General features: G+C 69.4%; 24 protein-coding genes. 6 read left to right on the forward strand and 18 right to left on the reverse strand.

The features are described 5' to 3' along the window. The first annotated feature begins 13 nt into the window (after window positions 1-13). Window positions 14-433: an RrF2 family transcriptional regulator gene (locus tag ACRY_RS11675; protein WP_012039667.1), complete on the forward strand. Its 420-nt coding sequence runs from the start codon at window positions 14-16 to the stop codon at window positions 431-433. A 120-nt stretch (window positions 434-553) separates the two neighbouring features. Here ACRY_RS11675 and ACRY_RS11680 read toward each other — a convergent pair whose 3' ends face one another. From ACRY_RS11680 to ACRY_RS11710, 7 genes are all read right to left on the reverse strand, one after another. Next, on the reverse strand, window positions 554-2,269 hold the full coding sequence (locus tag ACRY_RS11680; protein ID WP_043509166.1) for a DEAD/DEAH box helicase: 1,716 nt from the start codon (window positions 2,267-2,269) through the stop codon (window positions 554-556). Window positions 2,270-2,405: 136 nt separating this feature from the next. Beyond that, a complete protein-coding gene (locus ACRY_RS11685) occupies window positions 2,406-3,062 on the reverse strand; it encodes a 3-oxoacid CoA-transferase subunit B (RefSeq protein WP_012039669.1) in 657 nt (218 codons plus the stop codon). Further along, a complete protein-coding gene (locus ACRY_RS11690; protein ID WP_012039670.1) occupies window positions 3,062-3,748 on the reverse strand; it encodes a 3-oxoacid CoA-transferase subunit A in 687 nt (228 codons plus the stop codon). The genes ACRY_RS11685 and ACRY_RS11690 overlap by 1 nt, the downstream gene beginning before the upstream one ends. A 4-nt stretch (window positions 3,749-3,752) precedes the next feature. After that, window positions 3,753-4,955 carry a 3-oxoadipyl-CoA thiolase gene (gene pcaF, locus ACRY_RS11695; protein WP_007423986.1) on the reverse strand — a complete coding sequence of 401 codons (1,203 nt, stop codon included), beginning with the start codon at window positions 4,953-4,955 and terminating at the stop codon, window positions 3,753-3,755. 20 nt (window positions 4,956-4,975) lie between these two features. Next, a complete protein-coding gene (gene pcaG, locus ACRY_RS11700) occupies window positions 4,976-5,497 on the reverse strand; it encodes a protocatechuate 3,4-dioxygenase subunit alpha (protein ID WP_043509167.1) in 522 nt (173 codons plus the stop codon). Window positions 5,498-5,500: 3 nt separating this feature from the next. Continuing rightward, a complete protein-coding gene (pcaH, locus tag ACRY_RS11705; RefSeq protein WP_007423987.1) occupies window positions 5,501-6,205 on the reverse strand; it encodes a protocatechuate 3,4-dioxygenase subunit beta in 705 nt (234 codons plus the stop codon). Continuing rightward, the gene (locus ACRY_RS11710; RefSeq protein ID WP_043509168.1) at window positions 6,202-7,398 is read right to left on the reverse strand and encodes a 4-hydroxybenzoate 3-monooxygenase; all 1,197 of its coding nucleotides are present in this window, start codon (window positions 7,396-7,398) and stop codon (window positions 6,202-6,204) included. Before ACRY_RS11710 ends, pcaH begins: the two co-directional genes overlap by 4 nt. Window positions 7,399-7,700: 302 nt before the next feature. On the opposite strand from ACRY_RS11710, the gene katG reads away from it, so the two are divergent. Then, window positions 7,701-9,887 carry a catalase/peroxidase HPI gene (gene katG, locus ACRY_RS11715; protein WP_007423989.1) on the forward strand — a complete coding sequence of 729 codons (2,187 nt, stop codon included), beginning with the start codon at window positions 7,701-7,703 and terminating at the stop codon, window positions 9,885-9,887. Window positions 9,888-9,937: 50 nt separating this feature from the next. Here katG and ACRY_RS11720 read toward each other — a convergent pair whose 3' ends face one another. From ACRY_RS11720 to ACRY_RS11730, 3 genes are read right to left on the reverse strand one after another with little or no spacing between them, the layout of a single operon-like run. Beyond that, entirely contained in the window at window positions 9,938-10,930 is a 993-nt protein-coding gene (locus tag ACRY_RS11720; RefSeq protein WP_007423990.1) for an ABC transporter permease, read from the reverse strand. Between the two features lie 16 nt (window positions 10,931-10,946). Further along, the gene (locus ACRY_RS11725) at window positions 10,947-11,966 is read right to left on the reverse strand and encodes a substrate-binding domain-containing protein (RefSeq protein WP_007423991.1); all 1,020 of its coding nucleotides are present in this window, start codon (window positions 11,964-11,966) and stop codon (window positions 10,947-10,949) included. Next, window positions 11,963-12,742 carry an ATP-binding cassette domain-containing protein gene (locus ACRY_RS11730; RefSeq protein ID WP_007423993.1) on the reverse strand — a complete coding sequence of 260 codons (780 nt, stop codon included), beginning with the start codon at window positions 12,740-12,742 and terminating at the stop codon, window positions 11,963-11,965. The genes ACRY_RS11725 and ACRY_RS11730 overlap by 4 nt, the downstream gene beginning before the upstream one ends. A gap of 282 nt (window positions 12,743-13,024) precedes the next feature. On the opposite strand from ACRY_RS11730, the gene ACRY_RS11735 reads away from it, so the two are divergent. Continuing rightward, on the forward strand, window positions 13,025-13,777 hold the full coding sequence (locus tag ACRY_RS11735) for an SDR family oxidoreductase (RefSeq protein WP_012039673.1): 753 nt from the start codon (window positions 13,025-13,027) through the stop codon (window positions 13,775-13,777). Beyond that, window positions 13,777-14,595 (forward strand): amidohydrolase family protein, encoded by an 819-nt coding sequence (locus ACRY_RS11740; protein ID WP_012039674.1) that lies wholly within the window; start codon window positions 13,777-13,779, stop codon window positions 14,593-14,595. The genes ACRY_RS11735 and ACRY_RS11740 overlap by 1 nt, the downstream gene beginning before the upstream one ends. A gap of 111 nt (window positions 14,596-14,706) precedes the next feature. Here the strand turns inward: ACRY_RS11740 and ACRY_RS11745 are convergent, their stop codons facing one another. The 4 genes from ACRY_RS11745 to ACRY_RS11760 are packed head-to-tail and all read right to left on the reverse strand — an operon-like array spanning window position 14,707 to window position 18,965. Further along, entirely contained in the window at window positions 14,707-15,600 is an 894-nt protein-coding gene (locus ACRY_RS11745) for a sugar kinase (RefSeq protein WP_012039675.1), read from the reverse strand. Further along, on the reverse strand, window positions 15,600-16,781 hold the full coding sequence (gene uxuA / locus ACRY_RS11750) for a mannonate dehydratase (protein ID WP_012039676.1): 1,182 nt from the start codon (window positions 16,779-16,781) through the stop codon (window positions 15,600-15,602). Before uxuA ends, ACRY_RS11745 begins: the two co-directional genes overlap by 1 nt. 20 nt (window positions 16,782-16,801) lie before the next feature. After that, window positions 16,802-18,214, reverse strand: coding sequence for a mannitol dehydrogenase family protein (locus ACRY_RS11755; protein ID WP_012039677.1), 1,413 nt, complete (start codon window positions 18,212-18,214; stop codon window positions 16,802-16,804). Beyond that, a complete protein-coding gene (locus ACRY_RS11760; RefSeq protein WP_012039678.1) occupies window positions 18,192-18,965 on the reverse strand; it encodes an SDR family NAD(P)-dependent oxidoreductase in 774 nt (257 codons plus the stop codon). The genes ACRY_RS11755 and ACRY_RS11760 overlap by 23 nt, the downstream gene beginning before the upstream one ends. A 137-nt stretch (window positions 18,966-19,102) precedes the next feature. Between ACRY_RS11760 and ACRY_RS11765 the strand changes: the two genes are divergently transcribed. Together ACRY_RS11765 and ACRY_RS11770 are read left to right on the forward strand one after the other, a co-directional pair. Next, window positions 19,103-19,897, forward strand: coding sequence for a GntR family transcriptional regulator (locus ACRY_RS11765; RefSeq protein ID WP_012039679.1), 795 nt, complete (start codon window positions 19,103-19,105; stop codon window positions 19,895-19,897). A 101-nt stretch (window positions 19,898-19,998) separates the two neighbouring features. Next, window positions 19,999-21,510 (forward strand): UxaA family hydrolase, encoded by a 1,512-nt coding sequence (locus ACRY_RS11770; protein WP_007423271.1) that lies wholly within the window; start codon window positions 19,999-20,001, stop codon window positions 21,508-21,510. Between the two features lie 83 nt (window positions 21,511-21,593). Here the strand turns inward: ACRY_RS11770 and ACRY_RS11775 are convergent, their stop codons facing one another. From ACRY_RS11775 to ACRY_RS11790, 4 genes are all read right to left on the reverse strand, one after another. After that, the gene (locus ACRY_RS11775) at window positions 21,594-22,310 is read right to left on the reverse strand and encodes an ABC transporter ATP-binding protein (RefSeq protein WP_012039681.1); all 717 of its coding nucleotides are present in this window, start codon (window positions 22,308-22,310) and stop codon (window positions 21,594-21,596) included. Continuing rightward, window positions 22,303-24,102 (reverse strand): ABC transporter permease subunit, encoded by a 1,800-nt coding sequence (locus ACRY_RS11780; RefSeq protein WP_012039682.1) that lies wholly within the window; start codon window positions 24,100-24,102, stop codon window positions 22,303-22,305. Before ACRY_RS11780 ends, ACRY_RS11775 begins: the two co-directional genes overlap by 8 nt. 33 nt (window positions 24,103-24,135) lie before the next feature. Beyond that, on the reverse strand, window positions 24,136-25,020 hold the full coding sequence (locus tag ACRY_RS11785) for a branched-chain amino acid ABC transporter permease (RefSeq protein ID WP_007423274.1): 885 nt from the start codon (window positions 25,018-25,020) through the stop codon (window positions 24,136-24,138). 93 nt (window positions 25,021-25,113) lie between these two features. After that, entirely contained in the window at window positions 25,114-26,205 is a 1,092-nt protein-coding gene (locus ACRY_RS11790) for an ABC transporter substrate-binding protein (protein WP_231295245.1), read from the reverse strand. Window positions 26,206-26,223 lie beyond the last annotated feature (18 nt).

Raw genomic sequence — 26,223 nt, forward strand, 5'->3', positions numbered from 1 at the left:
AGCGGACTAATATATGTTTGTGACGCTGACCAACTATACGGATTACGGGCTGCGCGCCCTCATGCTGCTCGCGATCGAGCCTGACCGGGTTCAATCGACGTCCGCACTTGCCACCCGCCTCGACGTATCACGCCATCATCTCGCGAAAATCCTGATGGATCTCGTGGCCGGCGGCTACCTCCTCAGTTCCCGCGGGCCCACCGGCGGCGTCCGCCTCGCGAAGCCGCCCGGGCAGATCCGCATCGGAGACGTGGTCCGCTATCTCGAACGCGATCAGGCCATGGTCGAATGCTTCCGCGCCGATGGCGGGCAGTGCAATCTGCTGCCGGCCTGTCGGCTGCGGCAGACGCTCAACCGGGCGAAAGACGCCTTCATCGAGACGCTCAACGGAAAATCCCTGGCCGACATGTCGCCGGTGCCGGCCAACCGCTAATTCGGCGGGCCCGCAACCGGCGAGCATTGTCGCCGTTCCGGAGGCCCCGCCACGCTCATGGCGCACGCCCACGATGATCAGGAACCGGCCGGCCTCGGCAAGGATCGTCCGCGCGCCGATCTATCCCGCTTTCCGTGCCTTGCCGCCGCGGCGGGGCGGCGCGTGAGCTTTGATCCGGGACGGGGATTTCCCGAACCGGCCTTCCTTCCTGCCGCGACCGAAATCCTCCGCTGCCGTGCCGGGTTGGTGGCCCGCCGGTTCGATCCGCATCTCGGAATTGGTGCCGGCACCGATGGCGGCGGCAAAGGCGTCGGCCACATCGGCGCCGATTTCAAACCGCGTCTCGTGATCGAAGATGCGGATCGCCCCGATATCGCGCTTGGTGACGCCGCCGACCCGGCAGATCGCCGGCAGCAGCCATTTCGGATCGGCCTTCTTGCGGCGGCCGACATCGCACCGGAACCATACCATGGCCCGCCCGTCCTCTGCGCCCGCGGCGCGACGGGCCGCCGGACGGGGGAGGACTTCAGGCTGCGGCGCGATCTCCTCCGGCGCCGGCAGGCGGGCGCGATACAGGCGGATCAGCGCCGTTGCGACAACATCGGCCGACCGGTTCGCAAGCAGTTCACGCGCCAGGGCGATCTCCTCATCGAGCGGCGCCTCGGTCAGCACCGGATCGGTCAGCAGCCGCGCATGGTCGCGGGCGCGGATGGCCTCGGCCGTCGGAGGGGCCTCCCAGATCGCCCTGATATTCGCCGACGCAAGCAGAACCTCCGCCCGGCGCCGGCTTCTGTCGGGCACCATCAGCAGGCAGAGGCCCTTGCGTCCGGCGCGTCCGGTCCGGCCGCTGCGATGGAGCAGGGTCGCCTTGTTGGCCGGCAGGTCGGCGTGGATGACAAGGTCGAGATTGGGCAGGTCGAGTCCCCGCGCGGCGACGTCGGTGGCGATGCAGACGCGGGCGCGCCCGTCGCGCAGGGATTGCAGCGCGGCATTGCGTTCCGACTGGCTGAGCTCGCCGGACAGGGCGACGGCGGCGAAGCCGCGTTCCTGAAGCCGCCCGTAAAGCTGCCGCACGGACTCGCGGGTCGAGCAGAACACCAGGCAACCGGCGCCCTCATGAAACCGCAGCAGGTTCACCAGCCCGTGCTCGACCTCGTGGGCGGCGATCCGGATCGCCCGATATTCGATATCGGCGTGCGGCTGGTTGCGCGCGACGGTGTCGATCCGCAACGCGTCGCGCTGGTATTGCCGCGCCAGCGCGGCAATCTCGCGCGCGATGGTGGCCGAGAACAGCAGCGTGCGGCGGTCCGCGGGAGACGCGCCGAGGATGAATTCGAGTTCGTCGCGAAAGCCGAGATCGAGCATCTCGTCGGCCTCGTCGAGCACGACGACCCTGAGCCGGCCGAGATCGAGATGCCGGCGCTCGATATGGTCCTGCAGGCGGCCCGGTGTGCCGACCACGATATGGCAACCGCTGGCCAGGGCGCGCTGTTCGCGCCGCGGGTCCATGCCGCCGACGCAGGAGACCACGCTCGCGCCGGTATGCTCGTAAAGCCAGGCGAGTTCGGCATGAACCTGGATGGCAAGCTCGCGGGTCGGCGCGATGATGAGCGCGAGCGGCGCGCCGGCCGGCGGCAGCACGTCCTCGTCCAGGATCGTGGCGGCGAAGGCCAGCCCGTAGGCGACCGTCTTGCCCGAGCCGGTCTGGGCCGAGACCAGGAGGTCGCGTCCTTCGGCCTCGGGTTCCAGCACGGCGCTCTGCACGGCGGTCGGGTCGGCATAACCGCGCGCCGCGAGCGCATGCTGGAGCGCGGGAGTCTCAACATAAAATGGCATGGGGCTCATTACCGCACCCGGCGGAAACGACCAACATGGCTGGCGCATACCGGCGCCGTCCCCCCACCGAGGCTGGGCCGGAACGCCCCTCGCCCGCCGGCGGATGACCGGTCGGCGGCCCTGATGCCGGCGATCGTCACCCGATGGCGAGAGGGGCGGCGGTCAGGCTGCGCACCTGTTCCGGCGTGACCCCTGGTGCCGCGTCGCGCAGCACGAACCCCGCCGGCGTGATGTCGATGACGGCAAGATCGGTATAGACGCGGGTGATCGAGCCCAGCGCGGTCAGCGGATAGGTGCAGCGCTCCACCAGCCGCGGCTCGCCCTCCCTCGTGCAGTGCTCCATCAGCACCCAGACCCGCGCCGCCCCAGCGCCGAGGTCCATCGCCCCGCCCACCGCCGGCGCCACGCCCTTGCGCCCGACCGACCAGTTGGCGAGATCGCCGTTCGCCGCCACCTGATACCCGCCGAGCACGCACAGATCGAGGTGCCGCCCGCGGATGATCGCGAAACTGTCCGCCTGCCCGACGATCGACGCCCCCGGACGCAGCGTCACCGGCTGCTTGCCCGCGTTGATCAGGAACGGGTCCTCCGCCCCCGCGTCCGGCGCCGGCCCCATCCCCAGGATGCCGTTCTCGGAATGGAAGATCACCTCCCGCTCCGCCGGCACATGGTTCGCCACCTGCGTCGGCAGCCCGATGCCGAGATTGACCACCCAGCCCTCGGGAATATCCGCCGCCACCCGCGCGGCCATCTCCGCGCGCGACCAGCCCCGCCGCATCACCGTCCCCTCCATCACGCCGCCTCCCCTTCCATCGGCTCCGGCACCAGCACCACCCGGTCGACGAACACGCCGGGCGTCACGATCCGGTCCGGATCCAGCGCGCCGAGCTCGACCCGCCGGTGCACGCTCGCCACCGTCACCTTCGCCGCCCCCGCCATGATCTGGTTGAAGTTGCGCCCCGCCCGCCGGAACGTCAGGTTCCCCCACCGGTCCGCCGCCCAGGCCTCGATCAGCGCGAAATCCGCCTCGATCGCGTATTCCAGAACGCAGTCCCGCCCGTTGATCCGCCGCGTCTCCTTCCCCGCCGCGAGTTCCGTCCCCGCCGAGGTCGGCGTGAAGAAGGCCGGAATCCCGGCATTCGCGGCGCGGATCCGCTCCGCCAGCGTGCCCTGCGGCACCAGTTCCAGCTCGATCTTCCCCGCCTCGTACAGCTCGTCGAACGCCGTCCGCCGGCTCGCCCGCGGATAGGAGCAGATCACCCTGGCAATCGCCCCGCGCTCGATCAGCTTCGGCATCCCGCCGAAATCCCCGCCCGCGTTGTTGGCGATCAGCGTCAACCCCCGCAGGTTGCGCGCCGCCAGCGCGTCGACCAGCGCGTTCGGCTGCCCCACCGCGCCGAACCCGCCCACCATGATCGCGGCGCCATCGCCGATCCCCTCCAGCGCCGCCTCGACCGAGGCCACGAACTTGTCGATCATCGCCTCACACCCGCTCGATCAGCACTGCGATGCCCTGGCCGACACCGATGCACATCGTCGCGATCGCCAGCCTGCCGCCCCGCGCTTCCAGCGCCCGCAGTGCCGTGCCCGCCAGCCGCGCCCCCGACGCGCCCAGCGGATGCCCCAGCGCGATCGCCCCGCCATGCGGGTTGACCCGCGGGTCGTCATCCGCAAGCCCGAGATCCCGCGTCACCGCCAGCGCCTGCGCCGCGAAGGCCTCGTTCAGCTCGATCACGTCCACCGCGTCCAGCGAAACCCCGGTCCGCGCCAGCAGCTTCCTCACCGCCGGCGCCGGCCCCATGCCCATGATCCGCGGCGGCACACCCGCCGTCGCCATGCCGACCACGCGCCCGCGCGGCGTCAGCCCATGCGCCTGCGCCGCCGCCGCCGAGGCGAGGATCAGCGCCGCCGCCCCGTCATTCACCCCCGACGCATTGCCCGCCGTCACCGTGCCGGGCTCGCGGAACGGCGTGCTCAGCCTCGCCAGCCCCTCCAGCGTCGTCTCCGGCCGCGGATGCTCGTCGGTGTCAACCACCGTGTCGCCCTTGCGGCCGCGAATGGTCACCGGGGTGATCTCGCCGGCGAAGAAGCCGGCCTCTGCCGCCGCCTGGCACTTGCGCTGGCTCGCCAGCGCGAACCCGTCCTGGTCCGCCCGCGAGATGTTGAAATCGGCGGCGACGTTCTCCGCCGTCTCCGGCATCGCGTCGACGCCGTATTGCGCCTTCATCAGCGGGTTGACGAAGCGCCAGCCGATCGTCGTGTCATACACCGCGTTCGACCGGTCGAACGCCGCCCCCGCCTTCGGCATCACGAAGGGCGCGCGGGTCATGCTCTCCACCCCGCCGGCGATCGCCACCCCCGCCTCGCCCAGCCGGATCGCCCGCGCCGCACTCCCCACCGCATCCAGCCCGGAGCCGCACAGCCGGTTGACCGTCGCCCCCGGCACGCTCTCCGGCAGCCCCGCCAGCAGCAGCGCCATCCGCGCCACGTTCCGGTTATCCTCGCCCGCCTGGTTCGCACAGCCGAACAGCACCTCGTCCACCGCCGCCGGATCGAGCCCCGCCGCCCGCGCCATCACCCCGCGGATCGCCACCGCCGCCAGATCGTCCGCGCGAACCGCCGAAAGCGTCCCGCCATAACGCCCAAACGGCGTCCGCACATACTCGCAAATAAAGGCCTCGGTCATGGATACGCTGCTTCCCTTGTTCAAAAGTCCAGAAATACCGTTTCGCCCTCGCCCTGCAGCACGATGTCGCGCCGCCAGACGCCGGGCGAGGTCTCATCCGCCACCAGCGTGTCGCGCCGCGCCGCCGGCACCAGGCTCAGCAGCGGGTCGGTCGCGTTCAGCGCATCCCCGGCGAAATAGATCCGCGTGAAAAGCGGCCGCAGCAGGCCGCGCGCATGCAGCGCCAGGCCGCAATGCGGCGCCTGCTGCGCGTTCGCCCCGCGCGGCCCGGGCAGCGGGCCCGGCATCACGGTGGCGAAGCGGAACCGGCCCTCCGCATCCGCCGCCACCCGGCCATAGCCGGGAAATACCGCATCCCGCGCGGGCGAGGCCTGGAACAGCTCCACCGCCGCGTCGGCCACCGCCGCCCCCGCGCCATCGGTGATCCTTCCCTCGATCGCGATCCGCGCGCCGGCGGCGCCGAACCGCGTCAGGTCCCACCAGTCCGGCTGGTCGATCAGGTGCCAGAACGGCCCGATCGTCTGCTGCGCCGACATCTCCATCCCTCACCCCTCCATCGGCGTGGCGGCGCGGCCGCGCAGCACGATGTCGAACCGATAGCCGAGCGCCCGCCCCGGCTCGGTGACGCCGATATCGAACGCCGCCACCAGCCGCGCCCGCGCCGCCGCGTCCGGCACCGCGTGGAAGATCGGGTCGAGTTCAAGCAACGGGTCGCCGGGGAAATACATCTGCGTGATCAGGCGCGCGGCGAACCCGGCGCCGAACAGCGAGAAATGGATGTGATTCGGCCGCCACGCATTGGCGTGGTTCCCCCAGGGATAGGCGCCCGGCTTGACCGTAACGAAGCGGTAGCGCCCCTCGTCATCGGTGAACACGCGCCCGGCGCCGCGGAAATGCGGGTCGAGCGGCGCGTCATGCGTATCGCCCTTGTGGTTGTAGCGCCCCGCGGCATTCGCCTGCCAGATCTCGACCATGCTGCGCGGCACCGGCCGCCCGGCCTCGTCCAGCACCCGCCCGGTGACGATGATCCGCTCGCCCATCGCCTCGTGCCCGTCATTCACGGCGAGATTGTCGGTCGGCGCGAAGCGCGACGGCTCGAAGACCGGCCCGGTCGTCTCGGTCAGCGTCTGCGGAATCGCCACCGGCATCTCGCGCGGCGCGCGCAGCGCCGTGCTGCGATAATCCGGCGCCGAGAGCGGCGGCTGCGCGCTGCGCGACGGCGCGATCCCGTCGGCTTCGGTCTCGTTCATGGCACCCCCTCCGGCGCGGCGAAGGGCAGGCCGACATAATTCTCGGCCAGCGCGGTCTGCCCCGCCTCCGACTGCGTATAATACTCCAGCTCGGCGTGCTGCATCCGCCGGTCGAACCCGGTATGCGTGTCGAACCGGTGCATCATCGAGGTCATCCACCAGGAGAACCGCTCGACCTTCCACACCCGGTCCAGCGCCGCCGCGCCATAGCCGGCGAGCGCGCCCGCCTCGCCCCGCGCCCAGCGGACGATGGCGCCGGCCAGCAGCGCGGCATCGGCGATCGCGGCGTTCAGCCCCTTTGCTCCGGTCGGCGGCACGATATGCGCGGCATCGCCGGCGAGGAACAGCCGCCCCGCCTGCATCGGCTCGACGACATAGGAGCGCATCGCCGTGATCCCCTTCTGGATCACCGGCCCGGTGTTCAGGCTGAACCCCGGATGATCGAGCCGGCGCGCCAGCTCGTCCCAGATCCGCTGGTCCGGCCAGTCCTCCAGCCGCTCCTCCATGCCGCACTGGATGTAGAGCCGGCTGACCGTGGCCGACCGCATCGACAGCAGCGCGAACCCGTTCGGATGATTGGCGTAGATCAGCTCGTCCTTCGAGGGCGGCGCTTCCGCGAGAATGCCGAGCCAGCCGAACGGATAGACCCGGTCGTATTCGCGCGCCGCCGCCGCCGGCAGCGCGGCGCGGCCGGCGCCATGAAACCCGTCGCAGGCGGCGACGATATCGCAGTCGAGGCGGTGCTCGGCGCCGTCATGCCGATAGACGATCGCCGGCCGCGCCGTCCCGATCCCCTCGATCGCCGCGCATTCCGCCTCGAAGACGATCGGCAGCCCCGCCGCCACCCGCGCCCCGATCAGGTCGCGCACCACCTCGTGCTGGCTGTAGAGCATCACATGGCGGCCGGTCAGCCGCGCGAAGTCGATCCGGTGCAGCGCGCCGTCGAACAGCAGGTTGGTGCCGTCATGGCGAAAGCCGATCGTGTCCATCCGCGCCCCGAGCCCGGTCGCGCGGAGCAGTTCGGCCACGTCGTGTTCAAGGATTCCGGCGCGGATCCGATGCTCGACATGATGGCGGGACTGCCGCTCCAGCACGACGCTGTCGATCCCCGCCCGGGCCAGCAGATGCGCGAGCATCAGCCCCGCCGGCCCCGCGCCGATGATGCCGACCCTCGTCCTCGTTTCCATCGCCATTCACCCTCCCGCCTCGCCGCCGGCTTTCCGGCTCGTCGCGGTGCGCCGCCGTTTGTGCGGCAGACGCACACTGGAAACACCAACGCACAGCCGGTATACCGCGCCGCCGCACCGCCGCAAGCCGTTTTCGTTGCTGCACCGCGGCAATTCCGCGCCGTCCCGCCGCACTCCGCGACGAACTGTTTCACTTTGATTGCAATAGGTTTCCCCTATTGTTCCATTCCATAAAATGGATTTGACCGATCGGAATCGAGTCGCTACCCCGGGCGGACAGGCATCCCAGGCAATTAACGGAGGAAGACTTGTCGACAGAAGCGAAATGCCCCGTCACCGGCGGCGCGACCCGGTCAAGCTCGGCCGGCATCCAGTCCAATGCCGACTGGTGGCCCAACCAGATCAATCTCGGCATGCTGCACCAGCACTCGGCGCTGTCGAACCCGATGGATCCGGATTTCGATTACGCCGCGGAATTCAAGACCCTCGACCTCGATGCGGTGATCGCCGACCTGAAGGCGCTGATGACCGATTCGCAGGACTGGTGGCCGGCCGATTTCGGCCATTATGGCCCGCTCTTCGTCCGCATGGCCTGGCACGCGGCGGGCACCTACCGCATCGGTGACGGCCGCGGCGGCGCCGGCGCCGGCCAGCAGCGCTTCGCTCCGCTGAACAGCTGGCCCGACAACGCCAATCTCGACAAGGCCCGCCGCCTGCTCTGGCCGGTCAAGCAGAAATACGGCCGCAAGATCTCCTGGGCCGATCTCATGGTCCTCGCGGGCAACGTCGCCCTCGAATCGATGGGCTTCAAGACCTTCGGCTTCGGCGCCGGCCGCGTCGACACCTGGGAGCCCGACCAGGGCATCTACTGGGGCCCGGAGACGACCTGGCTCGACGACAAGCGCTACAGCGGCGACCGCGACCTCGAAAACCCGCTCGCCGCCGTGCAGATGGGCCTCATCTACGTCAACCCCGAAGGCCCCAACGGCAAGCCCGATCCGGTGGCCGCGGCGCGCGACATCCGCGAGACCTTCGCCCGCATGGCGATGAACGACGAGGAAACCGTCGCCCTGATCGCCGGCGGCCACACCTTCGGCAAGACCCATGGCGCCGGCGACGCCGCCCTGGTCGGCCCCGAGCCGGAAGCCGCGCCGATCGAGCAGCAGGGACTTGGCTGGATCAGCAGCTACGGCACCGGCAAGGGCAGCGATGCCATCACCGGCGGCCCGGAAGTCACGTGGACGCAGACGCCCACGCAGTGGAGCAACTTCTATTTCGACAACCTGTTCAACTACGAATGGGAGCTGACCAAGAGCCCCGCCGGCGCCTGGCAGTGGGTCGCGAAGGACGCGGGTGACGTCATCCCCGATGCGTTCGACGCCGCGAAGAAGCACCGCCCGACCATGCTCACCACCGACCTGTCGATGCGCATGGACCCGGCCTACGAGAAGATCTCGCGCCGCTTCCACCAGAATCCGGACGAGTTCGCCGATGCCTTCGCCCGCGCCTGGTTCAAGCTCACCCATCGCGACATGGGGCCGGTCTCGCGCTATCTCGGCAAGCTGGTTCCGGCCGAGCACCTGATCTGGCAGGACCCGGTTCCCGCGGTGGACCACAAGCTGATCGACGCGGCCGATATCGCGGCGCTGAAGGCGAAGCTTCTCGCCACCGGCATCGCGCCCACCCGCCTCGCGCTCACCGCCTGGGCCTCGGCGGCGACCTTCCGCGGCTCGGACAAGCGCGGCGGCGCCAACGGCGCGCGCATCCGCCTCGCCCCGCAGAAGGACTGGGCGGCGAACGAGCCGGCCGAACTCGCCAAGGTGCTCGCCGCGCTCGAAAAGGTGCAGGCCGAGTTCAACGCGGCGGCGACCGGCGGCAAGAAGGTCTCGCTGGCCGACCTGATCGTGCTCGGCGGCTGTGCGGCGATCGAGGCGGCGGCGAAGGCGGCCGGCCATGACGTCACCGTGCCCTTCACCCCCGGCCGCACCGACGCGACCGAGGCGCAGACCGACGTGGCCTCCTTCGCGGTGCTGGAGCCGAAGGCCGACGGCTTCCGCAACTATCTCGGCAAGGGCGATCCGCGCGCGCCGGAGGAACAGCTGATCGACCGCGCCCAGCTGATGACGCTGACGGCCCCGGAAATGACCGCGCTGATCGGCGGCATGCGCGCCCTCGGCGCCAATGTCGGCGGGGCGAAGCACGGCGTCTTCACCACCCGCCCCGGCGCGCTGACGAACGACTTCTTCGTCAACCTGCTCGACATGAACATGAGCTGGCACCCCGCCGCCGAGCCCGGCGTCTACGAGCTGCGCGACCGCAAGAGCGGGGCGGTGAAGTGGACGGCAACGCGGGTGGATCTCGTGTTCGGCTCGAACTCCCAGCTCCGCGCGCTCGCCGAGGTCTACGGCACGCAGGACGGCGAGGCCGCCTTCGTGAAGGACTTCGTCGCCGCCTGGACCAAGGTCATGGAGCTCGACCGCTTCGACCTCGCCTGACCGCCTGCCCCGACCGGCCGGATGCCCGCATCCGGCCGGCGGCCTTCAGCTCAGCGCAGCCGCCGCCGCAGATTGTCGACATAGACGGCGCCGACCACCACGATCCCGAGAATCACCTGCTCGACATAGGGTGAAATCCCCGCCAGCTGCGTGCCGTTCTTCAGGATCGTCATCAGCAGCGCGCCGAGGATGCTGCCGAGGATCGTCCCCACCCCGCCGAACAGCGACCCGCCGCCGATCACCACCGCGGCGATCGCATAGAGTTCGTAATTCGCCCCCGAGGTCGGCTGCGCCGCCGCCGTGTAGGCGAGATAGATCACGCCGGCGAGCGACGAGACGATCCCGCCGAACACATAGACCAGCAGCAGATGCCGCGGCACGTTGATGCCCACCCGCCGCGCCGCCTCGGCATTGCTGCCGATCGCCAGCGTGTAGCGGCCGAACCGCGTCTTGTTCAGCAGATAGGCCGAGAACAGCGCGAGCAGCACCGCGATCCACGCCATGTTGGGAAAGCCCAGCACGGTGCCTTGCGAAATCTCCTGGAACCCGTTCGGCAGGCCGAACACCGGCGTGCCGTTGGTGGTCAGCAGCGCCGCGCCGAGTGCGACCGCGAGCATGCCCAGCGTCGCGATGAAGGGCGGCACGCCGAGCACGACCACCGACAGTCCGATGATCGCGCCGATTACCGCCCCCAGCGCCAGCGTCAGCACGATCGCCACCCCGGACGACATGTGCGCATCAACGATCGCGATCGCGCAGATCATCGACGACAGCGCGACCACCGAGCCCTGCGAGATGTCGATCCCGGCGGTCGCGATGATGAAGGTCTGCCCCGTCGCCAGGATCGCGATCACCGCGACCTGCTGGGCGATGTGGAACCAGTTTCCCCCGCTCAGGAAGCGGGGGTTCAGCACGCCGAACGCGACGACCAGCACCACGATGCTGATCAGCGCGAAGGCGATCTGGCGGACGAAGCGCCACAGCATGCGCCCGCGCGGAATGGTCTCGACGTCGAGCGCGGCTGTTCGTGCCTGCTGGTCCATCGTCCGCCAGTCTCCCTCAGCCCGCGGGGTTATACTTGGGCGCGTACTGGCGGATCGCCGCCGTCGCCTGGCTGGAGCCGAGATTCTTCGGCGTCAGCAGGAAATACGGCGTGTTGATCCGCTTCGGCAGCGTCTTGCCGTCGAGCTTGTCGAGCAGCGCGACCACCGCGTAATAGCCCATGTCGTAGGGCGATTGCAGGATCGAGGCCTGGATGATCCCCGCCTTGACCAGCGCGATCTCGCCAAGATCGGCATCGAACCCGACGACCTTCACCTTGGCGTGCGCGCGCTGCACCGCCTCGGCCGGGCCGAGCGCCGCGCGGTCGTTCGCGCCGAAGATCACCTTGAGATGCGGGTATTGCGTAAGCATCGTGGTCGCGATCCGCAGCCCGGCGCTGACGTCGTTGTTGGAATACTGGATCGGCCCCATCTTCTTGATGTGCGGATAGGACTTCATCCCGAGCATGAAGCCTTTCGGCCGGGCGATTCCGGTCGAGGCGGTGTGGTTGAAGTCGACGATCGCATACTGTCCCTTGCCGCCCATCAGGTGGTCGGCCGTATATTTCGCGAGCGCCGCCGCGGCCCCGACATTCGAGGTGGCGAGGAAGCAGTCCGAGATGTTGGGCGACAGGCCGGAATCGACCGTCACCACCGGAATGTGATGCGCGAGTGCCGACTTCACCGGCTTGAGCAGCGCCTGCGGATTCTGCGCGGCGAGGATGATGCCGTCAGTGCCTCCTGTCACCGCGTTATTGACCATGCCGATCTGCCCGGCGAGGTCGGTGCCGCTGGCCGGCGCCTCGAAGGCGACCGAAACGCCGAACTTCTTCGCCGCCGCGTCCGCCCCCTCGCGCACCGCGAGCCAGTAGGGCGAGGCGTTGGATTTCGTGATGAGCGTGAAATGATAATGCTTCGCCGGCTTGGCCGGCACCGGCAGCGAATGAACGGTGGGCGCGGCCGCCATGGCCGGCGCCGCCGCCATGCCGCCGAGCAGCGCGACCGCCGCGGCACCGAGCAATGTCTTGCGTAGTTTCATGGATGTTCCCTTTCGGCTTCGTTGGTTTCGGCATCCGCATAGCCGGTCATGTAGCGGATCAGTTCGGTCTGCGACGTCTCGGCCGAGCGCGCGTCGAACACCTTGCGCCCGCGATACATCACCATCACCCGATCGCAGACCTTGAGGATCTCGACGAGGTTGTGGCCGATGAACAGCACGCCGATCCCCTCGCCGGCGAGCTGCCGCGCCATCTTCAGCACGTTCTCGGTTTCCATCACGGCGAGGGCCGCCGTCGGCTCGTCCATGATGACGACCTTCGCCCGCCAGTAGAGCGCGCGCGCGATCGCCACCGCCTGGCGCTGCCCGCCGGAAAGGTCGAGCACCCGCGTCATCGGATCGGGAATGTGGCTTTCGATCCGCGCCAGCAGGGCGGCGATCTCGCCATGGATCTTCCGCTCGTCGAGCATCGGCACGAGGCCCATGAAGCGCCGCATCGGCTCGCGGCCGAGAAAGATGTTGGCGCCCACATCGAGATGATCGGCAAGCGCGAGGTCCTGGTAGATCGTCTCGATCCCCGCATTGCGCGCATCGCGCGGCGAGCGGAACGACATCTCCTCGCCGCCGAGCCGGATCGAGCCGGAATCGGCCCGGTGCACGCCGGAAATCACCTTCATCAGGGTGGACTTGCCGGCCCCGTTGTCGCCGACCACGCCAAGCACCTCGCCTGGGGCCACTTCGAGCGACACGTCGCGCAGCACCTCGACCGCGCCGAACCGCTTGTCGACGCCGCGCACCTCAAGGGCGGGCACGCTCATGCCGAGATCTCCGTTCCGACCGGCGCGCCCGTTCCGGGGTCGTTCGCTCGCATCGTTGTTCCTCCCCTTCGCCGAAGGCGTCCGCCATCGGCCATTGGGGTGCAGAATATCGATATGCAGCAACGCTGACAAGCGGGCCGCCGCCGCCGGCGCCTCACCATCGCGGCATCGCGCGCCGGCTTGCGCGGCCCGCGGCCGGTTGATAGCGTCCGCGCCGGCGATGCCGATTTCGTTTCTATACAACAACGATATCTGGCACGACCCGCAGGGAAGGGAGCAGCAATGGAGCTTGGGCTCAAGGGAAAGATCGTCATCGTCACAGGCGGTGCCTCGGGAATCGGCGCCGCGGTGGTGGACACGCTGGCCGGCGCCGGTGCCGTGCCGGTGGTGCTCGACCGCGCCGCAGCACCCGGCGAGCATCACCGCCTCGACCTGACCGATGCCGCCGCCTGCGCCGGGGCCATCGCCGCCATCGCCGCGCGCCACGGCCGGATCGACGGGCTGGTGAACAATGCCGGCGTGAACGATCGCGCCGGGCTTGGCGGCACGCTCGATGCAGCACTCGAAGCCTTCCGCGCCTCGCTCGAACGCAATCTCGTGCAGTGCTTCACCCTGATGCATCTCTGCCTGCCGCATCTGCGCCAGTCGCGCGGCGCGGTGGTGAACATCGCCTCCAAGGTCGCCCTCACCGGCCAGGGCGGCACCAGCGGCTATGCCGCGGCCAAGGGCGGCCTGCTCGGCCTCACCCGCGAATGGGCCGCCGAACTCGCCGCCGATGGCATACGGGTCAACGCCGTCCTCCCCGCCGAGGTGGCCACGCCGATGTACGACCAGTGGCTGTCCGCCCAGCCCGACCCCGAGGCCCGCCGCGCCGCCATCACCCGCACCATCCCGCTCGGCGCGCGCATGACCACGCCGGCGGAAATCGCGGCGAGCGTCGTCTTCCTGCTCTCCGCCGCCGCCTCGCACGTCACCGGCCAGCATCACGTCGTCGATGGCGGCTATGTCCATCTCGACCGCGCGCTGACCGCCTGATGCGCATCGACTCGCACCTGCATCTCTGGTCGCCCGCCCGCGGCGACTATGGCTGGCTGACGCCGGACCTGCCGATCTGTCGCGAGATCACGCTCGACGAGGCCCGCCGCACCGCGACGGGGATCGACGCCGTCATCCTCGTCCAGGCCGCGCCCACCGAGGCGGAGACGCGCTTCCTGCTCGACATCGCCGCCCGCGCCGGCGGCTTCGTCCGCGCAGTCGTCGGCTGGACCGATCTCGCAGCGGACGATGCGCCGGCCCGCATCGCCGCCCTCGCGGGCGACCCGCGCCTCGCCGGCCTGCGCCCGATGCTGCAGGACATCGCCGATCCCGACTGGATCCTGCGTCCGGAGATCGAACCCGCCCTCGCCGCGATGGAACGCGCCGGCCTGGTGCTCGACCTGCTGGTCCGCCCGGCGCACCTGCCGCGCTGCGGCGAACTCGCGCGCCGGCATCCCGGCCTCGCCATGGTGCTCGACCACGCCGCCAAACCGGCGATCGCGGAGCACGGCCACGCCGCCTGGGCGGAGGCGCTGCGCCGCCTCGCCGCCGACACCGCGATCGCCTGCAAGCTCTCCGGCCTCATCACCGAGGCGGCGCCTGGTGCCGGTTTCGACGCGCTCGCCCCCTATGTCCGCACGGTGTTCGACGCCTTCGGCGCGGACCGGATTCTCTGGGGCAGCGACTGGCCGGTGCTCACCCTCGCCGCCTCCTACGATGCCTGGCGCGGCGCGGCGGAAGCCCTCACCGGGGTGATGGCGCCTGATGCGGTGGATGCGGTGTTCGGCGGCAACGCCGCGCGGATCTACCGGGGCTAGAGCATCATCCGATCAGATGGAGTCATCTGATCGGATAAAAATGCTCGATTTATCAGCATGATAGGGCACTACATCCGATCCAAAAGGATCGGAAAGTGCTCTAAGCGCGGCTCACGCCTCGTCGGCGATCAGCGCGCCGCGCGTCAGCACCGCCCGCGCCGCCACCGCCTGCGCCGCCGCCACCGCGGCCGCGGGCGCCATGCCCTGCAACCGGCAGGCGAGGAAGGTGCCGTTGAACGCATCGCCCGCGCCGGTCGAATCCACCGGCGTCACCACCTCGCGCGGCACCACCTCGAAGCTCTCCGCACCGCAGCGCCCCAGCGTCGCCGCCGTGCCGTTCTTGACGACGACATCCCGCACCCCCGCCGCCGCGAGCCGCGCGACCGTCGCCGCCGGCGCCGCGTCGCCGAACAGGGCCGCCTCGTCCTCGAAGGTCGGCAGCGCGATATCCACGAGCGGCAGCACGCGCCGGACGGTCTCCCGCGCCTCGTCGGCGTCGCGCCACAGCGCCGGGCGGTAATTGGTATCGAAGGCGATCTCGGCCCCCGCCGCCCGCGCCGCGCCGAGGGCGTCCAGCAGCGCCGCCCGCCCCGCCGGCGGCAGGATCGCCAGCGTGATGCCCGAGACCAGCACGAGCCGCGCGCCCGCCAGCGCCCGTGCGAGGAATGCCGGATCGTCGGCCAGATGCGTCGCCGCCGACTGCCGCCGCCAATAGGCGAAGGACCGCTCGCCCGCCTCCACCCGGATCACATACAGCCCGACCGACGCGCCCTCGACCCGCCGCACGAAGGCGGCATCGATCCCGGCCGCCTCGATCCGCGCGCGCATCGCGTCCGACATCCAGTCGGTCCCGATCGCGGTCACGTAGCGCACCGGCACCGCGCCGCGCAGCCGCACCCGCGCCGCCCAGGCGGCGTTGAACGTATCGCCCGCGAAACCGAGCGCGTAGCCGCCCGCTTCGTTCGGCGCGAACTCCGCGAGGCATTCCCCGATGGCGGCGAACATCACGCCGCCGGCGCCAGGGCTTCGAGCGCGCGGATCACGCCACGCAGCTCCGCCAGCCCGCGCAGCCGGCCGATATAGGAATAGCCGGGATTGACGCGCCTGGCGGCATCGGCCGCGAGCAGATGCCCGTGGTCCGGCCGCAGCGGGATCGACGCCCGCCGCCCCGCCGCCGCCGCCTCGCGTTCCTCGCGCAGCAGCAGGGCGAGCAGGGCCACCATGTCGGTCCGCCCGCCGAGATGCGGCGCCTCGACGAAGGACCCGTCCGGCTCGACCGTCACGTTGCGCAGATGGGCGAAATGGATGCGGCTGCGGAACGTCTCGGCGATCGCCAGCACGTCGTTATCCGCGCGCGACCCGAGCGACCCGGCGCAGAGCGTCAGCCCGTTCGCTCGCGAGGGCACCGCCTCGAACAGCATCGCCAGATCCTCCAGCGTCGAGACCACGCGCGGCAGGCCGAACAGCTTCACCGGCGGATCGTCGGGATGGATCGCGAGCCGCACGCCGAGTTCCTCGGCCACCGGCACCACCTCGCGCAGGAAATCGACCAGATTGGCGCGCACCGCCGCGTCGTCCAGCCCGTCGAACCGGGCGATCTCGGCGGCGATGGTCTCCCGCGTCTGCGCCGCCGCCCCGCCCGGCAGGCCGGCGATGATGGTCCGTTCCAGCCGCGCCAGCGCCGCCGCGTCGCACGCCGCCATCCGCGCCTCCGCCTGCGCGACCAGCGGCGCCGGATAGCACGACGCCGCCCCGGCGCGGCGCAGCACGAAGACGTCGTAGCCGATGAAATCCACCATGTCGAAGCGCAGCGCCTTCGCCCCGTCCGGCATCTCGTGGGCAAGTTCGGTGCGCGTCCAGTCGATCACCGGCATGAAATTGTAGCAGATCACGCCGACCCCCGCCCGCGCCACCGCGGCGAGCGAGTCCTTCCACACCGCGACGAGACGCGGCCAGTCATGGTCGCGGCACTTGATACCGGTCGGCACCGGGATCGACTCGCACACGCTCCAGCGCAGCCCGGCGGCCTCGATCGCGTCGCGCCGCGCCTGCGCCGCGGCGACAGGCCAGGGCTCGCCGGGCGGAATGTCGTGCAGCGCCGTCACCACGCCGGTCGCCCCCGCCTGCCGCACATGCTCGAGCGGGATCGGATCTTCCGGCCCGAACCAGCGCCAGGTTTCTTCCATCGCCCTGCCCTTTCCCCTTGTCAGTCCGGCGCGCGGCAGAGCGCGTCGAGCCGTGCCGCCAGCCCCTGCCGCGCCATCGCGCCGCATTCCTCGGCGATCATGCCCCGAAGCGGCGGCGCGCGCCACTCGTCGGCGGCAAAAACCTCGCGCCGGGCGAGCCCGTCGAGCGGGTCGCCGCCCGCCGCCGCGCCGCGCAGCCAGGCGGCGATGACCGCGATCAGCACCGGCGAGGCCCGCCCCGCGCGCCAGCGCTCGAGGCAGGGCAGCAGGATTCGCTGCGGCAGTTTCTGCGCCGATCCCAGGGCGATCTGCGCCAGTTCGTGCCGCAGCGCCGTGTTGCCGAACCGCGCCCGCAGCCGCGCGCAATAGGCGGCGGCGTCGGTCTCCGCCGGCAGCGTCGCCGCCATCTCCGCCCAGAACCGCGCCAGCACCGGCGAGAGCCGTTCATGCGCCACCGCCTCCGCCACCGTGGCGCAGCCGAGCCCCGGCCCGATCGTGGCGAGCATCGTGTGCGCGCCGTTCAGCAGCCGCAGCTTGCGGCGCTCATGCGGCGCGACGTCGGTCACGAACCGCGCCCCCGCGCGCTCCCAGCCGGGCCGCCCGGTCGGGAACCGGTCCTCGATCACCCATTCCGCGAAAGGCTCGCCGACCACCGGTGCGGCATCGGCGCAGCCGAGACGGGCGGCGATCCGCGCCCGGTCCTCCGCCGTCGTCGCCGGCACGATCCGGTCCACCATGCTCGACGGGCAGGCCACTTCCGCCGCCACGAAATCGCCGAACCCGCGATCGCGCCGCGCCGCCATCCGCGTCACCGCCGCGTGCAGCACACGTCCATTGCCGGCGAGATTGTCGCAGGAGAGCAGTGTGAACGGCGCGATCCCCGCCCGCCGCCGCCGCCACAGCGAGGCGGCGAGCAACCCCGGCACGCTGCGCGGCACGGCATCCGGCGCGGCGAGATCGTGGGCGACATCCGCATCGCCCTCGTCGAGCTCCCCGCGCGCGACATCGCAACCATAGCCGCGCTCGGTGATGGTGAGCGTGACGATACGGATCGCCGGATCGTCCAGCGCCGCCAGCACCGCGCGCGGCGCATCGGCGCCGGCGAGAATGCCCCGCAGCGCGCCCACCACCCGCAACGCCTCTCGCCCGCCCTCGCGCAGCGCCAGCGTGTAGAGGAAATCCTGCGGCGCCAGCGCGTCCCGCGTGCCCGCGCTGCGCAGCGAGGCGCCGAGAATCCCCCACGCCGTCTCGCCCGCCGCAAGGCAATCCTCGGTGAAGGCCGCCTGGTGCGCCCGGTGGAACGCGCCTGGGCCGAGATGCAGGATGCCGGTCCGCACCGCATCGCGGTCATAGCCCGGGCGGGCGATGTCCGCCGGCAGCGACGCGAGCCGTGCCGGATATAACGGCTCGTCAGTCAAACTGCAATCCGCCATTCATGTCGATCACCTCGCCGGTGATCGAGGCCGCCAGCGGCGAGGCCAGGAACATCACCGCATGCGCCACTTCCTCCGGCCGGCAGAACCGGCCGACGGGGATCTGCGCAAGCTGTTCGGCGCGCTGCGCCTCGGTCAGCATTTCCGACACCATCGGCGACATCACGTAGGCCGGCGCGATGGCGTTGACGGTGATCCCCTCGGCGGCCACCTCGCGGGCGACCGAAAAGGTCAGCCCCACCAGCCCCGCCTTCGACACCGTATAGGCCGTGCCCGCCGTCAGCCCGCCGCATTTCGCCGCGTAGGAGGCGATATTCACGATCCGCCCCCAGCCCTTCCGCCGCATCGCCGGCAGCAGGGCGCGGGTGAGCAGGAAGGCGCCGTCGAGATTCACCGCCTGCACGCGCCGCCATTCGGCGAGATCGGTCGCGTCGATCTTGCGGTTCGAGAGAATGCCGGCATTGTTGACGAGAATGTCGGCGCCGCCCTTATCGTTCACGACGGCAGCCGCCGCGGCGATGGCGTCCGGATCGCCGAGATCGGCCACGACCACCCGCGCCGCAGCGCCGAGTTCGGCGCCGGTCGCGGCCAGCTTCCCGGCGGCGATGTCCACCAGCACGAGCACCGCCCCCTCGGCCGCGAGCGCGCGGGCCACCGCCGCGCCGATCGCGCCGCCGGCGCCGGTGACGACCGCAACCCGCCCCTCCAGCGCCCGTTTCATGTTCCCCTCGCGCGCCGGCAGACCGTCCATGTATCGACCCTCCCGAAATACCGGTATATTGGTAAATCACGACTGTCAAACATGTCGCGCCCCCGGTATGATCGGTGCAAAACGCCTTGCGTCCATGCCGGTCAGATCCTTCCGGGCGCACCACGTCAGGGAGATTCATGCCGCGCCCCCGCAAGCAGCCCGCCGAAACCGGAAACCCCGCGGCGGAAGATCCGTTCCTCGCCTCGCTCGGCGCGCTCCGGCTCGACCCCGCGATCGGCAAGACCGCGCAGATCTACACGATCATCCGCAACGGCATCGTCCAGCTCAAGCTGCCGCCCGGGGCGGCGATCAACGAGCGCGAAATCTGCGCCCGGCTCGGCATCTCGCGCACGCCGCTGCGCGAGGCGATCCTGCAGCTCGCGGCGGAAAACCTCGTCACCGTGGTGCCGAGTTCGGGCACCAGCGTCGCCCCCATCCATATCCAGGACGCGTTCGACGGCCAGATGGTGCGCGACGCGCTGGAGATGCGCGTGGTGCGGCTCGCCGCATCGCGGATGAACCTCGCCTTCGAGCGCGCGCTCGCCGCCAACATGGCCGCCCAGCGCAAGGCTTCCGCCGCCCGCGATTTCGACGAGTTCTATCTGCTGGACGAGGATTTCCACCGCCTCATCAGCGAATGCGGCGCCTCGCCCACGGTCTGGCGCATCATCAACGGCGCCAAGGCGCAGCTCGACCGCATTCGCCGCCTCGGCTTCCCGCGCCCGCACCACGCCGAAACCGTGCTCGCCGAGCACCAGGCGATCTTCGACGGGCTGATGCGGCGCGATTCCGAGCGCGCCGCCGCCGCGATGCAGACGCATCTCGACCGGGTGTTCGAAACCGTGCGCCTGCTGATCGCCGAGCGGCGCGACTATTTCTCGCCCGATGCCGGCGAGGTGGCGCAGCGCGCGGGACGGCCGGCCGGCGCTTGACCGGCTTGCCGTTTATCGGAAAAATACATACCGGTATATTTCATTCAACGACCCGGGGCGGACCACCGCCCCGCGCCAGGGCGAGAAACGGAACCAGACCCATGAACGCTCCCACCACCGTGCGCCTGAACGACGCCGACAATGTCCTCGTGGCGATCGAGCCGATCGCATCCGGCACCGGCGTCGCCGAGGGCCTGGTGACCTCGGCGCGAATCCCCCGCGGGCACAAGATCGCTTCCGCCCCGATCGAGGCCGGCGCGCCGGTGCGCAAGTTCGGCCAGATCATCGGCTTCGCGAAGGAGGCCATCGCCCCCGGCGCCTGGGTGCACGAACACAATGTCGAGGTTCACGAATTCGCGCGCGACTACACGCTCGGCGAGGTGAAGCCGGTCGAACCCGCCGCCGCGCCGGCGACGTTCATGGGGTTCCGCCGCGCCAACGGCCAGGTCGGCACGCGCAACTACATCGCCATCCTGAGCTCGGTGAACTGTGCCGCGACCGTCGCCCGCCAGATCGCGCTGCGGGCGGAGCGGAGCGGGCTGCTCGACGGGTTTCCGAATGTCGACGGCATCGTTCCGCTCACCCACGGCACCGGCTGCGGCATGGCGGCCGATGGCGAGGGCTACGAGCTCCTCGAACGCACGCTCTGGGGCGCGGCCTGCAACCCGAACGTCGCCGGCGTGCTGTTCATCGGCCTCGGCTGCGAGGTGCTGCAGATCGCGCGGATGACCGCCCGCTACGGGCTGAAGGACGATCCCCGCTTCCACTGGATGACGATCCAGGACTCCGGCGGCACGCCCGCGACGATCGAGGCCGGGCTTGCCGCGCTGCGCGAGATCCTGCCCCGCGCCGACGCCGCGCGGCGCGAGCCCCTGCCCGCCTCGCATCTCATCCTCGCCCTGCAATGCGGCGGGTCGGACGCCTATTCCGGCCTCACCGCCAACCCCGCACTCGGCGAGGCGGCGGATATCCTGGTGCGCCACGGCGGCACCGCGATCCTGTCGGAGACGCCGGAAATCTATGGCGCCGAGCATCTTCTCGTCCATCGCGCCGCGAGCCGCCGCGTCGCCGACGACCTGCTGGCGCGGATCGACTGGTGGCGCGACTATCTCGCCCGCACCGGCGGGCAGATGAATAACAACCCCTCACCCGGCAACAAGGCCGGCGGGCTGACCACCATTCTCGAGAAATCCCTCGGCGCCGTCGCCAAGGGCGGCACCACGCCGCTCACCGCCGTCTACCGCTATGCCGAGCCGGTCACCGAGCGCGGCTTCGTCTTCATGGACACGCCGGGCTACGACCCGGTCTCGGTCACCGGCCAGGTTGCCGGCGGCGCCAACATCCTCTGCTTCACCACCGGCCGCGGCTCGGCCTTCGGCTGCAAGCCGGTGCCCTCGATCAAGCTCGCCACCAACAGCGATCTCTACCGCCGCATGGAAACCGACATGGACATCGATTGCGGCGACATCCTCTCCGGCACGACGATCGCGCAAAAGGGCGAGGAAATCTTCCGCCACCTGCTCGACGTCGCCTCCGGCGCGCGCACGAAATCCGAGCGGCTCGGCTATGGCGACAACGAATTCGTGCCCTGGCAGGTCGGCGCGGTCATGTGACCGCCAAGTGAGGTTTCATGTGACCGCCAGGCGAAGTTTCGTGTGACCGCCTGGCGAAATCTCATGTGGCCGCGGAGCCGGCGTCAGTGGGCGCCAGCACCCAGCATCGCCGCGCGGAACCCCTCGTCCGCGCGCAGCGCCTCGCTCGTGTCCGCCCGCACGATCCGCCCGGTCTCCAGCAGATAGGCGCGATGCGCGACCTTCAGGCTGAGATTGACGTTCTGTTCGACGAGCAGCACCGTCATCCCCTCGGCGTTGATCCGCGCGATCGTCGCGAACACCTGCTTGACGATGACCGGCGCGAGGCCCAGCGAGGGCTCGTCCAGCATCAGCAGGCGCGGCTTCGCCATCAGCCCGCGCCCGATCGCCAGCATCTGCTGCTGCCCGCCGCTGAGCGACCAGCCCATCTGCGCATAAAGCCGCTTCAGATCGGGGAAGATTTCGAGAATCCCCTCGATGTCCCGCTCGGTTTCGGCGCGCGACACCTTCCGGTTCGACGTGCCCATGATCAGGTTCTCGCGCACCGTGAGGCCCGGAAACACGTGCCGCCCTTCCGGCACATGCGCGATGCCGCGGCGGACGATCGCCTCCGGCGCCATCCGGTCGATCCGCTCGCCCTCGAAGCGGATTTCGCCGCGCGTCGGGTGCAGCAGGCCGGAAATCGTCTTGAGCGTGGTCGACTTGCCCGCGCCGTTCACGCCGAGCAGGGCGACGACCTCGCCCGCCCGCACCTCGATGCTGATGTCGTGCAGGGCCGTCACCTGCCCGTAGCGCGACTGGATGTTGCTGACCTCAAGCATATTCGACATCGTCACCCAGATACGCCTTCATCACGGCAGGATCCGACAGCACCTGCTTCACCGAACCCTCGCTGATCTTCTGGCCGAAATCCATCACATAGGCCCGCGTCGCAACACTGGAGACGAAGCTCATGTCGTGCTCGATCAGCAGCATCGTCATCCCCCGCGCATGGATCCGGTAGAGGATCTGCGACAGCACCTCGGTTTCCTCGTGGTTCATCCCCGCCGCCGGCTCGTCAAGCAGCAGGAGTTCGGGGCCGGAGACGATCGCCCGCGCGATCTCGACGATGCGCTGCTGCCCGTACGGCAGGTTCTTCGCCTTCACGCCGAGCCGGGCGAAACCGAGGAAATGCAGCGTTTCCCTCGCCTTTTCCATCGCCTCGCGTTCCTCGCGATAACCGCGCGGCCGCGAGAGCAACGCGCCCGCAAGCCCGACCGTGCCGCGCCGGTAATAACCGACCGCCACATTTTCCAACGCGGTGAGTTCGGGGAACAGGCGGATGTTCTGGAAGGTGCGGGAAATGCCGAGCCGGTTGATCCGCGCCGGGCCGAGATTGGTGATCTCCTTCCCGTCATAGACGATCGATCCTGCCGTCGCCGTATAGATCCCGCTCAGCACGTTCAGCACCGTCGTCTTGCCCGATCCGTTCGGCCCGATCAGCACCGCGACATCGCCCCGGTTGACCGTGAGCGACACGCCGTTGACCGCCTTGATGCCGCCGAAATGCTTGGCCAGATCTCGAATTTCCAGAAGCGGCCGGTCCGAGGCCACCGGCCGCTCGGGCACGGCGCCGGCCTCGAGATGCGCCACCTCTTCCTCGTCAGAGCGCCGCCGGCCCGCCACCAGCGTCGCCACCGCGCCGACGCCGCGGAGCAGCAACCCGTACAGCCCTTCCGGCATGAACAGCACGACGACGACGACCAGCACGCCATAGACCGCGATGTAATAGGCATGCAGGAAGCGCAGCACTTCCGGCAGGAAGGTGATCAGCCCCGCACCCAGCGTGGTGCCGACGATCGAGGCCTGCCCGCCCACCAGCGCCATCGCGAAGAACGAGACCGACTGATAGAAATTGAAGACGTTCGGGCTGATATAGAGCGAGCCGGAAGCGTAGAGAATCCCGCCCATCGCGGCGAGCGCCGCGGAGACGGCGAAGGCGAGAACCTTGGTCCGGAACAGGCTGATCCCGTTTGCCGAAGCGGCGATCTCGTCCTCGCGCAGGGCGAACAGCGCCCCGCCCAGCCGCGAATGGCGCAGGCGGAACACGACATAGCTCGCCAGCACCAGCACCGCGACGGAGATGAAATAGAACCCGTGATCGCTGTTGATCGCGTAGCCGAACAGGCTCGGCCGGGGGATGTTGGAAATCCCGTCGGCGCCGTCGGTCACCGCGTTCCAGTTGTTCAGCACGAGTTCGGTGATGATCTGAAAGCCGATCGTCACCAGCGCGAGATAGTGGCTGGCGAGCCTGAGCGAGATCGCGCCGAGGAACAGGCCGAACCCGGTCGTCACCGCCACCGCCGCCAGCGCCGCGCTCCAGTAGCCGATGTGGTGGTTCACCGCGAGGATAGAGAACGTATAGGCGCCGATCCCGAAAAACGCTGCCTGCGCCAGCGAGATCTGCCCCGAATAGCCGAGCAGAACGGTCAGCCCCAGGGCCGCGACGGCGTAGGACAGCGAGAGGATCAGCAGCGTGAGATAATACGAGCCCAGCCGCCCGCCCGGCAGCAGGAAGGGAATCAGCACGAGCAGCGCGATGAAGGGCAGGAACTTGGCGATCGACCTGGTCATGTTGTCGTTTCCCTGAAGCCGCCGGCGCGCCGGTCAGACCTTCTGCGAGACTTTTTCACCGAACAGCCCGTATGGCCGGAAGATCAGGAACAGGATCAGCACGATGAACGGAAACGCATCACGATACGACCCCGAAATATAGGTCGCGCCGTAGGTTTCGATCAGCCCGATGCCGAGCCCACCGACGATGGCGCCCTTCATGCTGCCGAACCCGCCGACGATCGCCGCGGCGAACGCCTTCAGCGCGATGGTCGAGCCCATCGTCGCCGTCACCGTATAGACGGGCGCGATCAGCAACCCCGCCAGCCCGCCCAGCGCGGTGCTGATGGCGAATGTCAGCGCCGCCATCCACGCCACGCGGATTCCCATCAGCCGCGCGGTGTCCGGGTCCTGCGCCGTCGCCTGCAACTGCTTGCCGAGCTTGGTCCGTTCGAGGAACCAGTTCAGCAGCGCCACCATGGCGGCGGTGACGACGATGATGACGATATATTGCGGATAGACGTGCACGCCGAGCAACGCGACCGACTGCGCCTTGAAGATCGGCGGCAGCTGGTACGGGATCGGCCCATAGATCAGCAGGAACGCCTGTTCGAGAAAGACCGAGGCGCCGACAGTGGCGATCATCACCGGCAGGAAGTTGCGCGGCCGGTTGCGCACCGGCTGGAAGATCAGCAACTGGAACAGCGCGCCGACCACGCCGGTTCCCGCCACCGCGAGCAGAAGCGCGAGCCACCAGGGCAGATGCAGCACGACGACGAGGCTGACCATGAAATAGGCGCCGATCATCGCGAAATCGCCCTGGGCGAAATTCACCACGTTGACCGAGGTGTAGATCAGCACGAAGCCGAGCGCGATCAGCGCATAGATGCTGCCGACCGCAAGCCCCGCGATGGTCAGCTGGATGAATTCGGAGAACACGCAGACGATATCCCGGGCAGCTGGTTTTTCATTCCGTCACGATAACGGCGAACGCCGTCCGGGCCACGACCCTGCCCGGACGGCGCGCGGCCTTCAGCCGACGTATTTGATCGGGATGACCTTCTGGTGCTGCATCTTCACCACCCAGTAGCCGTGCAGCCCGTCGCCGTTCGCGTCGAAATTGTAGGTGCCCTCGACGCCGTGATAGCCCTTCACCGCGCGAATGCCCTTCTGGATCGCCGCCGGCGCGGTGCCGTCCTTCGCGATCACCCGGCTCAGGACGTTCATCGCGTCATACACCCAGCCGCCGAACACGTCGGGCTGGCTGTGATATTTCGCGACATAGAGCTTGGTGAACGCCTTCGCCGCGTCATTGCCGTCCGCCACGAAATCGGAAACGCCGTAGGTGCCGTCGACCGCCGACCCGGCAAGCTGGATGCACACCGCCGTCGCGATCGAGGTGGACCCGATGATCTTCACCTTGAGGTCGAGCTGGCGCAGCTGCTTGAGCATCTGCGCCTCGTCCTCCGAATTCGTCATGTAGGTGGCCAGCGTATCCGCGCCGGAGTTCTTGATCTTTTCAAGGAACGAGGTGTAGTCGCGCGTCGCGGTCGTGTAGCCCTGGTCGCTGACCACTTTCGCGCCGTCCTTCACGAGCGCCGCCTTGAGCAGCTGATTGCCGGCCGAGCCGAAGGCGTCGGTGTCGTAAAGAATGGCAACCTTCTTGCTGCCCATCGTCTTTACCGCATACTGGGCCATCGTCGCCGAGGCATAGGTATCGTTCGGGCGGAAGCGGAACACCCACTGGTTGCCCACATGCGTCAGCTTCGGATCGGTGCCGCCGATCATGGTCGGAATCTTGTAGCGCGCGACGTAAGGCAGCGTCGCCTGCACGATGGTGCTGCGGATCGAGCCGATGATCGCGACGATATTCTGGTTCGCCGCAAGTTTCTGATAGGCCGAGACGCCGGCCTGGTTCTGCCCGCGATCGTCCTCGACGATCAGCTTGATCTTCTTGCCGTTGATGCCGCCATGGGCGTTGATCTCGTCAACGGCGAGCTTCGCGCCATCGACCTTGTGCTGCCCGCTGAGCGCCGCCGGTCCGGTCATGTCCGCGATCATGCCGATCTCGATCGTGCCCGAGGCCGCGTGCGCGACACCCAGCCCGCACGACAGCGCAATCATGCCGGCGCCAAAAAGGAG

Origin of the sequence: Acidiphilium cryptum JF-5 (assembly GCF_000016725.1) — a bacterium.
Classification (GTDB): domain Bacteria; phylum Pseudomonadota; class Alphaproteobacteria; order Acetobacterales; family Acetobacteraceae; genus Acidiphilium; species Acidiphilium multivorum.